A 13073-nucleotide genomic window follows, 5' to 3' on the forward strand; every position below is an offset into this window, starting at 1 on the left:
GGTCTGGGTTGGCGGGGTGGCCGTAGGCAAGGCACTTGGTGCGGAAGAGGTTCCCGTGCAGTTCGAGAACGCGCCTGCTGCCAGCGCGTTGGTGGAGACCGTCGACGTTCTGGGTGATGATGGTAACTTCTTCGACGTAGCGCTCCATTTCTGCTAGGGCTCGGTGGCCTGCGTTCGGTTCGACGCTGGCAGCTTTCTGTCGTCGCTCGCTATACCATTCCCAGACGCGGCGTGGGTTGCGCTCGAATGCTTCTCGGGTTGCCAGTTCCTCCGGTTTGACCTGGGTCCACAGTCCTCCGGCGTCTCGGAAGGTTGGAATGCCGCTCTCGGCTGAGATGCCTGCCCCTGTCAAGGCGGCGATCTTTTTGGCCTGGCGCAGGGCCTGGCAGAGTGTTTGGGGAATGCTCTGTTCCATGTCTCTCTTTGCCTGCTTGCTTGTTTTGGTGATCTGTGGTAGTGCTGGCGGGGTTCCTTTCCCGTTATCTCTGGCTCTTCCCCTGTTTCCCTCTGGTTTCCGCCATTATCATAATGTATGGTGTGTGTGGCCTTCTTGCAAGGGAGACGGGTAGCTGTTTTGGGGCGCTGGTGGGGCTGGGAGATGAAGCTGTCTCATCTCTCGCTCTCCTGACTGGGGCTCCTGGGTTTTCCTCCCCCTCTGTAATGGTAAGATGCTTGTTGGTGGCCTATGTGCTCGCCGCCTGCCCTTGTTCATCGGTTGAGTCGCTGGTCTTTCCTGGGCGGGCTGTGCTGGCTCAGCCGTGGAGGGTAAGATGAGAAGGCTAGGACTAAAGAAAGGAAGGTTGGCGCACGGTGACTGAGAGTCCGAATGTGCTAGGCTTTGCTGGTTTGGGGCGGATGGGGTTGCCGATGGCGCGCAATTTGCTTCGTGCTGGTTATCGTCTGCGCGTCTACAATCGTACTGCTGCGCGGGCGCAGGAGCTTGTCGCAGAAGGTGCGCAGCGTGTTGAACGTCCTCGCGATCTGGCGGAGCCGGGGGGGATTGTCTTTTCTATGCTGGCAGACGACGCGGCTTTGGAGGCCGTGACCTTGGGCGATGATGGTCTGCTAGCTGGTTTGGCTCCCGGGGGAGTTCATGTTTCGTTGAGTACGGTCTCTCCTGTCATTGCGCGTCGGATGCAGCGTTTGCACGCTGAGCGTGGGTGCGCCTATGTGGCGGCACCGGTGGTTGGGCGGCCCGAGGCTGCCGCTGCTGGAAAGCTTTGGATCTGTCTGGCGGGGGAGCCGGCGGCCAGGCAACGAGTTTTGCCTTTGCTGCAGGTCCTTGGTCAGGCGGTCTTTCCTTTTGGTGATGAGCCGGCTTTGGCCAATGTTGTAAAGCTGGCGGCCAATTTTCTGGTTGGTTCTGCGTTGGAGGCTTTGGCTGAGGCTCTGGCTCTGGCTGAGAAGCAGGGTGTTGAGCGGACGGCTTTGATGGAGATGCTGGCTCAGACGATTTTTGCTTGCTCGGTTTACCAGAACTACGGGCGGATGATTGCAGAGCGTCGCTTTACTCCTGGCTTCTCGCAGCGCCTGGCGCTCAAGGATCTGGGTCTGGTGCTTGCTGCGGCTGATCAAGCTCAGGTTCCTATGCCCCTGGCTGGCCTTGTTCATGACCGCTTGCTTAGCGGTGTGGCCCGTGGGCGTGGTGAGGAAGACTGGACGGCGCTGGCGCGGGCCGTCGATGAGGCCGCTGGGCTGGCTTGAGCTGCTTCCACTTTCACGAGGCAGCGCTTCAAAAGCACTGCCTCGTGAAAGTGGAATTCAGGAGATGATGCCGTAACGCAGCTTGAGCAGAAGGATGCGCTCGACTGATTGGTCGATGCGTGCTTCTGTCAGCTCTCCCTGCTCAAGGGCGGCTTTGAGGGCCCTGACTACATCGGCGACTTGGCTCGGTGTGTAGGGGCCTTCGATCAGGTCGTCTCCAGCTTCGATGGCCATGACGGCTGCTTCGCTGAGCGACCAGTGCTCGCTGATGCCTCGCATGTAGAGGCCGTCGGTGATGACAACGCCATCGTAGCCAAGCTGTTGGCGTAGCACGCCGTTGATGGCCTTTGGTGATAGCTCCGCTGGTAACTGAGGGTCGATGGCGGGCATCAAGACGTCGGTGGCCATAATCATAGCCGGCTTATATTTGGGAATCATCAGGCGGTAGGGGGCCAGATCAATGCGGTTGAGCGTTGCCAAGTCACGGTTGACCACTGGCAGGCCGTTATGAGGGTCCGAGGTAATGGCTCCCAGCCCTGGAAAGTGTTTGAGGCAGCCAGCAACCTGGTGGTCTTGCAATCCTTGTAAGTAGGCTCCGGCATAGGTGGCCACTGTCTGGGGGTCGCTGCCGAACATGCGCGTCTCCAGAATCGGTGGATCAACGCTGTGGACATCTACGACAGGAGCCAGGTCGCTGTTGATACCTAGCTGTCTCATCCATTCGGCGGCTTGGCTTCCCTGCTGATAGGCGTAGGAGGGCTTGCCGGTTGCGGTCATCTCTTCTGCTGAGGGGAGGGGACCATGAAATTTGTAGAGTCGGTTGACTAGCCCTCCTTCCTGGTCGGTGGCGATCAGCAGGGGAATCTTGGCGTCTTGCATGGCTTGCTGTGAGAGGGCGGCTACGGCACCGATGCTGTCATAGGGTGGGTCAAAGTTGTGGTTGCTTTCCTGGTACATGAAGCCGCCTACGTATTGGTCACGGATCATCTCCTGTAGGCCACTGTCCTGATAGTCGTGGCCCAGATATTCGACGATGATAAGCTGGCCAAGTTTCTGGTCCAGGGTCATGCCGGCAAGAATCTGGCGTGCCCGAGCTAGGAGGCGACGGTCACCTTCTATGTCGCGCCCTTGCCAGTCTGGCCGCGTTGCTGCTGGGTGCGAGATGGCTGTCGCTGAGGTCGGGGACTGACTGGTACTTCCTTCGCTTGCTTGGCCGCATGCTCCTAGAAATAGCATCAATGCACATATAGCAATAGAGAGAATACTTTCTTTCCCTTTATCAAGCCTATTCTTTTTCATCGCTCTTGGCTGCCCCGAGTGTAATGGCTGGTGAAAATGGGCTGTTGGGTGCTCTCTCGTTTTTAGCATAACTTCCTCTCGAAGGGTTGGGACGGTGCAGGTGAGTATAGGTAACAGGGTGAGAGGAAGGGGCTGTCTCTCCTTCTCTCTGTCTCTTGGTCTCCTGTAGCTTATGACTATAAGAAACTCAATGGCGGCTATCAGTTCCAGTGCAGATCCCCCTCCCACCTGTCCCCCCACCTGCGAACAGCCCTGAGCGCATCTAGCTTCCGGTACTTCCCAGCGTAGGAAATGCCGTTTGTGCTCCCCAGCTCACAGAGCAACCAGCCAAAAGGTTTCGTTCAGAAGCCTGCTAGCATTATGCCTTTGCTATCCTCCTCACAGGAGCTGTCGCCGGCAAAGGCCTTTGGCTATAAGAAATAACAACATCACCCTATCGTCTTGAGAGGGAGAGCAAGAGGACCAACTTGAGGCAGCCTTGAGCCAACGAGTATCATCAGCAAAGCAAAGCCCCAGCGCGTTGAGCGCCCACCGTCCAGAATGCGCCAGCCAGCCCAGAAGACTCGCCGCTCAGCCGATAAGGTCTAGGGATCATGGTATCGCAGAGGCCAAACCACTCTAGTGATCATGAGCAACCAGCGAAAGGGCAGCGGGGAAATACGCCGACAGCCAGCGGCGCAGCTCCTCACTCAACGGCGCCACGAACGTCACCAACTCCTCGTCAGGATAGCGCCGCACAGTCAAACTGAAGGCATGCAGAAACTGGCGCTGCAAAGCCGCCTGGGGCGATCCCTCCTCTGGGAGCGGAGCATAGGTCTGGTCACCCACCAAAGCATAGCCCAGAGAGGCCAAATGAGCGCGAATCTGATGAATTCGTCCCGTAATCGGGCGCGCTTCCAAGAAGAGAAACGGCCCTTGCTGAGCCAGGACACGCAGCACCGTCCGGGCAGGCAGCCCGGCTGGTCCTACCACACACCGCCGACGATCCTGGGGATCACGCTGAATGGGGCCATCGAGCAACCACAAGCTGCCAACCGGCAAAGCCAACGGCTCCGATTCACTCCCAGTGATTGCCAGAGCCGCCGAGACGGGCATCTCCTCCACCTTCACAGCCAAGTCCAGGTCAGCTAGCCACCGCTGATCATCTGTGAGGCGCTGCACCAGCAGCGGCTGCAGCGGTCGTGTCCAGGCCGGTGCCCCTGCAAAGGCCACTGCTAAATAGCGCTTCAAGACGCGATGCTCATTAAACTGCCGCCCCAGATAGCGACGGGCATTTTCTGTACGCGCCAATAGGACCACGCCCGACGTATCCTTGTCAAGCCGATGCAGAAGCACCGGCTTAGGCAGAGGTCCCTCCTGCTTACGCAAACGCGCCGCACGGCGCTCCCGCAGCATCAAACGCACCGGCTCAGGCGCCCGCTCCCAGCCTGGCTCATCAGGCAACTCCGGCGGCTGCCACTCCTCTGGTCCTTGCCGCTCCAAATAGGCCAGCAGCATATTCCAGAGCGTATCATCGCTATGCTTATAGGTTGGATGGATCACCACACCCGCCGGCTTATGCACCGCCAACATATGATGATCCTGATAAAGGATCATCCCCGGGTCCAACTCCATCACAGAAACCGCCTCCTACTACCGGTTTCATAGCACCTGCCCTGTCCTGCTTTCGCCCGTCAGCCCTGCCTGAGACGAGCGCAGCCAGCGAATCCCGTAAGGCCGCATTGCCAGGGTATTATAGCCCTGGTAGTGGGGAGGATCAAGAGCCGGTCTGGTGCCAGACCAGCCGGCCCAGTCGCAGCAAGGAAGACTGCCCACTATTTCCGCGACATGATAGAATGTGTAGGATACGGTCCAGGGAAGGCAGAGAGAGGTACGAGCATGTCTCTGATCCAGTATTATCGCGAACACCTGCAACTACGCAACCCGGTGCTGATTGCCGCCTTGGCCGGCTGGAACGACGCCGCCGACTCGGCCACGACCGCCATCAAATTCCTGATCAACCGTTGGAAGCCGGTGAAGGTTGCCGAAATCGATAGCGAAGACTTCTACGTCTTCACCGAGACGCGGCCCATCGTACGCATTGTCGACGGTATGCAACGTTCCCTGATCTGGCCCGCTAACCAGTTCTCTGCCCACGGTCTTCCCGAGCAAGAGCGCGACATCATTCTCTACCTGGGAGTGGAGCCACAACTCAAGTGGCGCACGTTTACCGAATGCTTTCTGGAGATCTGCCGTCACTTCCACGTCTCAGAGGTTATCCTGCTGGGAGCCATGTTGGCAGATATCCCTCACTCGCTGGCCGTTCCGATCACGGGCAGCTCATCAACGCCCGAGCTACAGGAGCGGCTGCGCGAGCTGGACATTCACAGCTCCGGCTACGAAGGACCTACCGGCATGATTGGCGTGTTGCAGGATGCCTGCCGCCGCGCCAGTATCCCAGCGGCTAGCCTCTGGGCGGCAGCGCCTCACTACCTGGCCGCCACCCCCAATATCAAGGTGACCGCGGCCCTGTTGACCTATGTCAACAGCCTCCTCTCCCTCGACCTCGACCTTAACGAGATTCAGGCGGACGCCGTGCGCTTCGAAGAGCAGATCACCGCGCTGGTCGCGCGTGATCCCGAGGCCAGCGCCTATGTCCGCCGTCTGGAGGAACAGATTCAAGCCCTGACAGACGAGGAGGATGAGGATGAGGACGAGGACGAGGAGGAACCTCCCGAGACGGATGACGCGCCTCGTGGGCTTTCCTCCGACCTCGATCGCCCCGCCGGCACTGGCCCCCTGCCGAGCGCGGATGTGCTCATTCGCAGCGTCGAGGAGCTGCTGCGACGTGAGCGAGAACAGGGGCCACCCGATACCGATGACGATTCTAAGAACGAGGGCTGAATGAGCAACCGGCTGTACACGCTTGAGGAAGTGCTGCACCCGCGCTCTGTCGCCATCATCGGCGCCTCGCGCGCGCCCCAGAAGTGGGGGCATGTCGCCGCCCGCCAGCTACTGGCAAGTTTTCCGGGCGAGGTTTACCTGATTACGCCTAGCGCTCCCGAGATCCTTGGCCAGCGCACCTATCCCAGCTTGCGCGCTGTGCCTCACCCTGTCGATCTGGCCATCATTACCACCGCCTTCCAGCACGTGCCCGCCGCCGTCGACGACTGCATCGCCCACGGTGTTAAGGGTATCGTGATCGTCACCGCTGGTTTCAGCGAGACCGGCCCCGAGGGCCGCGCCCTCGAAATGGAGCTGGTCGCTCGCTGCCACGCACATGGCATCCGTATCCTTGGCAGCAACTGTATGGGCGTCTACGTGCGACGCGCCCGACTCAACGCCCTGGGCATGGCCTTCCCGCTGCCAGAGGGACCGATCGGCCTGGTTTCTCAGAGCGGTAACCTCGGAATGTATCTCTACGCTCAGGCTCAGCTTGATGGCCTCGGCTTCACCACCTTCCTGAGCATGGGGAATGGCGCTGATGTGGGCTTTCCCGAGTACCTGCAGTATCTGGCCAACGATCCTGAGACTAAGGTCATCGCTGGCTACGTTGAAGCCATTGATGAGGCGACCCTGCAGCAGGTAACCGAGCAACTCTATCGCCAGGGACAGTACAAGCCGGTGGTGATCCTGCTCAGTGGGGCAACCGAGGTCGGCGTGCGCGCCGCCCTGGCCCATACCGGCAGCCTGGCAACTGTACGCCCAGATCATGATACCTCCCTGCTTGGCAGCGGCGTGGTGCGCGTCATCCGCTCCGATGAGCTTTACCCGGTGGCCCGCGCTCTGGCATTGCAGCCGCCAACCCCCCAGGGAGGTCGACGTATTGCTATCGTGGGCGATGGCGGCGGTAGCGTCGTGGCCTCCGGCGATGCAGCCTTACGCTGTGGCCTGGAGGTGCCTATTCTTAAAGAGGAAACTCAGCAGCAGTTGCGCTCTCTGATGCCCGCCCGGGCCACAGCCACTAACCCGATTGATGTCGCTGGGGCCGCCGATGAGGACCCGCTGGCCTTCGCCCGTCTGAGCGAAATCTGCCTGGCTGATCCCGATGTCGACGGCGTCATTATCACAGGCCTCTTTGGCGGCTACCGCTGGCTGCTCTCAGAGGCCTTCGGCGCCCGCGAAGAAGAGGCCGCCCGCCAGTTGGGCCGCCTTGTGCGCCAGTACGGTAAGCCCATCCTGGTGCAGACAATCTACGCTCGCTACGATCAACATATCCCAGCTCTCCAGCTCCTACGCACGGAGGGCATTCCTTACTACGAGTCAATCGAGATCACCTGTCGCGCCATGGCCGCCTTGGCCGAGATTGGTCAGTTTCTAACCCGTATGGCCGCTCGCACCACTAACCAGGAGCCAGGTACGTGAGCAGGCTGAGCCAGGTCGGGGGTCGCTCGGCCTTCATCTTCGCTGCCGGGGCGGCGGCACGGCGCCGCTCTGGCCCCCGACCTCGGCTCCCTGCCTCAGCTACGCACGAGCTGGCTCAGCGAGGGATCATAAAGAGGTGGGGCAGACGCTGACTGATCTCCCAGGCTTCTCGGACCATCCGCTCGATCAGCTCCTGGACAGTCGGAATGTCATGGATAAGACCCACCACCTGCCCAGCCCAGACAAAGCCTTCATCAAGCACCCCCTCTAGAGCAGCTCGCTTGTTGACAGCCCCGCTGATGAGAGGCAGGAGCCGGCGCAGGCGCTCCTCAGCGCTCGCCCCCTCGCGCTCTAATTCTTCCTCAACCTGGCGAATACGCTCGGCCACTCCGCCTTTGAGAACCCGCGCCGGGCGCCCAATGCTGCGCTCAATAATCATGGTGTCCGTCTCCTGGGCCTCAAGCAGGGCTTGCTGGTAGTGGGGATGGGCATTACTCTCGCGCACAGCTACAAAGCGTGTACCTAGCTCAACCCCCTCAGCGCCAAGGGCCAGCGCCGCCGCAAGTCCTCTCCCATCGGCGATGCCACCGCTCGCCAACACGGGGATCTTGATAGCTTCCACAACACGCGGCGTCAGGACCAGCGTTCCAATATCGTCGCGCCCAAGGTGTCCCCCACCTTCGAAGCCAACGGCAATGACAGCGTCGGCTCCCAGAGCTTCCGCTTTGCGCGCCGCCCTCACACCCGCAACAAGGACCATCGTGCGCACCTTGACGCCACTTGCCTGGATACGCTTCAGCAGCGGTTCAGGATTTCCCCCGGTGATGCTGATCACCGCCGGTTCTTCGCTAAGGGCAGCGTCAAGAAATGGCTCCAGGGGAATATGCCCTATGGGAAAGTTAATGCCAAAGGGCTTGTCCGTGAGTCGCTTGGCCTTCTGGATCTCAGCCCGTAACTCTTCGGGTGTCGCAAAACAGGCACAGCCAATCTGTCCCAGACCGCCGGCGTTGGAGACCGCCGCCGCTAGTTCGGCAAAGGAAAGATGGGAGAGACCTCCCTGCACAATCGGATAACGAATGTTGACTAGCTCGGTAAAGCGCGTTTGGATGCGCTCAGGTAGCAATGCCAAGTAGATTCCCGCCTTTCACCGACCGGGTTGAGGATGAGATGGCAGGCTCCTCCTCGCTTCCTGCCTTCATTGGCCGGCAGAGGATATTATACCATCAGCACCGCTTGCCTCCTCCTCGCCTGGCCGGCCTGAGTGTTATAATTGTATCATCGATCGATACAATCTCCTTCTATACCCTTCTACCAATTGTCTAATGATGGTCTTCTGTGGACAATCTCTCCCTTGTGTAAGGGGAGAGAGCGGCAAGCTGCTGAATTGACAAGGATTGTGGATTCGCATATACTAGGCTATATAATCCTTAAAGGCTTCAAATGGCGAAATGAACCCCATCTATAGCTTAGAGTATTTCCCATAAAGTAGCAGTTAGGATGAAGCCAGGGACTATGAGTATCACTTTTTCACTAGACAAGAGCACGCGCACTCTGCTCTATCAGCAGCTTGCCGAACAGATCAAAAGTGCCATTGTACGAGGAGAGCTAACCGAAGGAATGCAACTGCCACCGGTGCGCCGGTTGGCGGCGGAGCTGGGTGTGAGCACAACAACGGTTGCCCAAGCCTATGATCTACTGGCCACTGAGGGAGTCATTGGCGGTCACGTCGGACGTGGTACCTACATTCTTTCTTCGCCGCTGACGGCCCTGGCCCGCGCGCGCGCTCCTTTTGGGGGTGAGTCTCAGGCCAGCGGCCTGGCCTCGACCAGCAAGCGACTGGACTGGGCAGCAGGCTGGCTGAGTGGCCTAACGTTCCAGGCAAGTCGAGCAGGCCAACTGCAGTGGCTGACGCAGCGCGCTCTCGAGCGCTGGGGTGATCCTGCTACGATGCTGAATTTGAGCAGCGGCTACCCCGATGTCAATCTCTTTCCAATTGAACGCTGGGAGCGTTCGATGGCTCGGGCGGGACGGCTCCTTGCTGAGGAGGCAAAGCAGGCCTCCAGTTTGCAGGTGCTGCAGTATGGCTCGACGCTGGGCGATGAGGCGCTGCGCAGCTATCTCTGTCAATATTTCAGACGCTGTGGCTTTCAGCCTGAGCCGCAAGAAATTTTGCTTACGAGCGGCAATCAGCAAGGGCTGGACCTGGTGGCGCGCGTCTTGCTCTCCCCCGGCGACTTGGTCTTTCTCGAGGAACCAGCCTATCTGGCGGCACTGGATATCTTTGAGCAGCAGCGGGTGGCCTGTCATCCGATCCCTGTCGATGAGGAAGGGCTGCGTCTCGATCTGCTGGAGCAGGCGCTTGAGGCTCCGGCGGCTCGTCCCCGCTTGCTCTGTGTGGTGCCGACGGCGCATGCGCCTACTGGCGCTACGATGTCCTGCGAGCGTCGTCGGCGCCTGGTTGAGCTAGCCAGCCACTACAATCTCTTGATCGTTGAGGACGACTATTGCAGCGAGCTGTACTACGCTGAGACGGGCTGTGAGCCGCCGCCAGCCCTGCGTAGCTTTGATCGCGAGGGGCGTGTCATCTACCTCAAGAGCTTCAATAAGCTGATTTTTCCAACTCTGCGCCTCGGCTGCATTGTGGCCGCAGCCCCCATTCTGGCGCGCCTGGTCGAGGGCAAACAGGCTTTTGCGCGTGGCACTTCGTTGCCTCTCGCTCGCGCTCTGCTGGAGCATCTCAGCGATCCAGCCTTCGAGGAGGAGCTGTGTTTGTATCGGCAAGAGTACCGACGTCGGCGCGATGTGCTTCTGGATCTGCTAGAGGAGGAGCTGGCCGGGCTTGAGTGCCGCTGGACAGTGCCAACGGCAGGATTCAATTTGCTGCTGCAACTGCCGCCTCAGCTTCAGGAATATGATGTGATTGAGAAGGCTGCTGATCGCGGTCTGCTGCTGGTACCTGGTCAGCTTTTCCGTCTGGAGAATGGTCAGCGGCGCTGCCCGAGTGTGCGCTTGACGTTCGCCGATAAGCCCCCGGAGCAACTGCGCGAAGGGGTGAAGCGCCTCTCGTCGACGCTACGGGCCTTGCTTCACGGGAGAGGCTCCAGTCAGGGTCGCGCCTCTCCAGATCTCTTCACCGCCGTCTGAGGCCCGTAGCTCTGAATAGTTGAGGCTTCTCGACTCGCTCGCCAGGGTCGTTGGCTGCCCACAGAGCGACCTGGCTACTCCTTTTTCCTCGATCAGTCCCTCTGAGGGGAGGCCAGCACCGTCAGGATCAAGAGCTTTCTTGCTCGCTGCTGCCCTGGTCCTCCGGTGCCCCCCTCCCCACGCTACCAGACAGGCGGAAACTGCGCGGCTCTTTTATGATGAGGGCCGGCAGCCGGAGCAGACTTCCCCCTCTCTTGCCTTCCAGCATCCTTCCGAAGATGCGGATTACCACCCCAGCCCAGACAGGAAGGATGCTGATTGCTATCCAGTTCGCTATCCCGGTCTGATGCCCAGCATTCCAAGCTGGCGTAGAGGCATCAGCCAGGTCCAAGGGTGAGGAGGTACTGCCTGCAGCTTCCACTGATATAAGGAGCAACCTCACCGATCACTGCTCTTCACTCCCTCTTTTTGTCATAATGAGAGGAAGAGGAGGAGGATGAAGGCCCGTGGGCGCTAGCTGCCACGATGGACAGCTTAAGGAGCCTTCTTCTCTCTTCCGGCAGGGTCGCTGTTACTCACCGGTAAAGTGTGGGGGGCGCTTTTCCACAAAGGCGCGTGTGCCTTCCTGGCGGTCATGGGTGCCGAAGAGGACCAGCCAGGCCTCCGCTTCGATGACCAGCCCCTGATCCAGGGAGGTTTGCAGCCCTTGATTGATGGCTCGTTTGGCTTGCTGCACGGCGATTGGACTGTTACGCGCGATACGTCGCGCTAGTTCCTGTGCCTCGCTTAAGAGCCGCTCACGCGGTACAACGCGATTGACCAGGCCGATCCGCAGCGCTTCCTCAGCGCCTATGCGACGTCCTGTGAAGATCAGTTCTTTAGCTAGACCCGGCCCGAGGAGGCGCGCCAGACGTTGAGTGCCACCCCAGCCCGGCAAGAGGCCAAGCGAGGTCTCTGGTAAGCCGAGCTGGGCTTCCTCGGCAGCCAGACGAAGATCACAGGCCAGTGCCAGCTCCAGTCCCCCCCCGAGCGCATAGCCGTTAATGGCCGCAATGCTCACTTTACTACTGCGCTCAAGCCGCAGTAGCAGATCCTGCCCCGCATAGACAAAGCGCCGCGCCTCGGTCATGCTCATAGCCGCCATATAGGCCACATCCCCACCAGCTACAAAGGCTTTTTCCCCCGCCCCTGTCAGGATGACAACCAGCAGCTCGTGCTCCTGCTCCAGCTCATCTACCAGCCGCCGCAGCTCCTCGAGCACAGCGTGGTCAATGGCGTTGAGCTGCTCAGGTCGCGTAATAGTCACCTGGGCCACTTGCCGATGAGGACGTTCAATCTGCAAATAACGGTAGCTCATCTTTTCCTCCTTTGCTGCGTTCCCAGGAGCTTAATACGAGCGCGGCAGCCCAAGCACATGCTGGGCAATGTAGTTGAGAACCATCTCCTGACTGATCGGGGCCAGACGGAAAAGACGCACATCACGCCAGAGACGCTCGATGTGATATTCCGTTGAGAAGCCGTAGCCACCTAGAGTCTGCATAGCTTGGTCACAGGCGCTAAAGGCGGCTTCCGCTGCCACCATTTTGGCCATGTTAGCCTCTGTGGCACAGGGCAGGTGATGATCGAGCAACCAGGCGGCCTTATAGTTCATGAGGCGGGCCATTTCGATCTCGGCCTTCAGACGCGCCAGCGGGAACTGAATGGCCTGATGGCGACCGATCTTCTGCCCGAAGACGACGCGCGTATTGGCATAGTCGACGGCTAGCTTGATAGCCAGATCTCCGGCGCCTACGCAGCCCGCAGTTGTGACGATGCGCTCACTATTGAGGGTATCGACCAGATATCGCCAGCCTTCACCCTCTTCGCCGATGAGGGCCGTCTTGGGCACGACCAGCTCGTCGATGAAGACCATGCTTGAGGTCACGCAGTGAGTCCCGACTTTCTCCAGCGGCTGATGACTGATGCCCGGCGCCCGTGGATCAACGAGGAAGAGGCTGAGGCCAAAGGTGCGACGCGGCGCCTCCTCCAGTGGTGTGGTGCGCGCGACAAGCAGCATGCCACCGGCGCGATCAACGCCTGAGATCCAGACCTTCTGGCCGCTGATGATATATTCATCGCCGCGGCGGCGCGCCAGGGTCTTGGTGGCCAGGGTATCACTGCCAGCGTCCGGCTCCGTGAGAGCCATGCTAAAGTCGAACTCGCCGCGCGCGAGCGCTGGCAGGTAGCGCTCGCGCTGCTCTTCGGAACCATGGCGCAAGATGGTCAATGCCCCAAAAACCGGCGTCATCATGAATAATTGAGCGATAGTGGCGCCTGCGCCACTGGCGGCCATCTCTTCTACTACGATCGCCATTTCCAGCAACCCCATGCCAGCCCCCCCATAGCGCTCGGGAACAATAGTTCCCAACCAGCCAGCCCGAGCCAGCTCCTGCCATAGCTCCTCGGGAAAAGCATGCTGGCGATCTTTCTCGCGCCAGTATTCCAGGCCATAACGGCTGGCGAGCTGCCGGATGCTCTCACGAATGAGGGTATGCTCTTCTGAGGTCTGAAAATCCATCGTTGTTCTCCCTGTACAAGACAAG

10 protein-coding genes are annotated in these 13073 nt (G+C 59.8%); 4 read left to right on the top strand and 6 right to left on the bottom strand.

The genetic code is table 11. The annotated features are described in order from the left end of the window. Positions 1–415: Sir2 family NAD-dependent protein deacetylase (locus IRZ24_RS01465; RefSeq protein ID WP_297159888.1), on the bottom strand; the 415-nt coding region annotated here is incomplete at its 3' end. 395 nt (positions 416–810) lie between these two features. On the opposite strand from IRZ24_RS01465, the gene IRZ24_RS01470 reads away from it, so the two are divergent. Further along, on the top strand, positions 811–1704 hold the full coding sequence (locus tag IRZ24_RS01470) for an NAD(P)-dependent oxidoreductase (protein WP_297159890.1): 894 nt from the start codon (positions 811–813) through the stop codon (positions 1702–1704). A 57-nt stretch (positions 1705–1761) separates the two neighbouring features. On the opposite strand, the gene IRZ24_RS01475 is transcribed toward IRZ24_RS01470, so the two are convergent. Both IRZ24_RS01475 and IRZ24_RS01480 read right to left on the bottom strand, forming a co-directional pair. Continuing rightward, positions 1762–2772 (bottom strand): glycoside hydrolase family 3 N-terminal domain-containing protein, encoded by a 1011-nt coding sequence (locus IRZ24_RS01475; protein WP_297159892.1) that lies wholly within the window; start codon positions 2770–2772, stop codon positions 1762–1764. 849 nt (positions 2773–3621) lie between these two features. Beyond that, complete coding sequence (locus IRZ24_RS01480) at positions 3622–4617, bottom strand: pseudouridine synthase (RefSeq protein ID WP_297159936.1); 996 nt, start codon at positions 4615–4617, stop codon at positions 3622–3624. Positions 4618–4881: 264 nt separating this feature from the next. On the opposite strand from IRZ24_RS01480, the gene IRZ24_RS01485 reads away from it, so the two are divergent. Together IRZ24_RS01485 and IRZ24_RS01490 are read left to right on the top strand one after the other, a co-directional pair. Then, positions 4882–5886, top strand: coding sequence for a PAC2 family protein (locus tag IRZ24_RS01485; RefSeq protein WP_297159894.1), 1005 nt, complete (start codon positions 4882–4884; stop codon positions 5884–5886). Beyond that, positions 5887–7347 carry a CoA-binding protein gene (locus IRZ24_RS01490; RefSeq protein ID WP_297159896.1) on the top strand — a complete coding sequence of 487 codons (1461 nt, stop codon included), beginning with the start codon at positions 5887–5889 and terminating at the stop codon, positions 7345–7347. It begins immediately after the preceding gene. A gap of 115 nt (positions 7348–7462) precedes the next feature. On the opposite strand, the gene IRZ24_RS01495 is transcribed toward IRZ24_RS01490, so the two are convergent. Further along, positions 7463–8476, bottom strand: coding sequence for a nitronate monooxygenase (locus tag IRZ24_RS01495; RefSeq protein WP_297159897.1), 1014 nt, complete (start codon positions 8474–8476; stop codon positions 7463–7465). Between the two features lie 383 nt (positions 8477–8859). On the opposite strand from IRZ24_RS01495, the gene IRZ24_RS01500 reads away from it, so the two are divergent. Next, on the top strand, positions 8860–10491 hold the full coding sequence (locus IRZ24_RS01500; RefSeq protein ID WP_297159898.1) for a PLP-dependent aminotransferase family protein: 1632 nt from the start codon (positions 8860–8862) through the stop codon (positions 10489–10491). 571 nt (positions 10492–11062) lie between these two features. Here the strand turns inward: IRZ24_RS01500 and IRZ24_RS01505 are convergent. Together IRZ24_RS01505 and IRZ24_RS01510 are read right to left on the bottom strand one after the other, a co-directional pair. Continuing rightward, positions 11063–11848: an enoyl-CoA hydratase-related protein gene (locus tag IRZ24_RS01505; protein WP_297159899.1), complete on the bottom strand. Its 786-nt coding sequence runs from the start codon at positions 11846–11848 to the stop codon at positions 11063–11065. Positions 11849–11878: 30 nt separating this feature from the next. Then, positions 11879–13048 (bottom strand): acyl-CoA dehydrogenase family protein, encoded by a 1170-nt coding sequence (locus IRZ24_RS01510; RefSeq protein WP_297159900.1) that lies wholly within the window; start codon positions 13046–13048, stop codon positions 11879–11881. Positions 13049–13073: the final 25 nt, after the last annotated feature.

The sequence above is a fragment of the Thermogemmatispora sp. genome (genome assembly GCF_019683755.1).
Taxonomy (GTDB): domain Bacteria; phylum Chloroflexota; class Ktedonobacteria; order Ktedonobacterales; family Ktedonobacteraceae; genus Thermogemmatispora.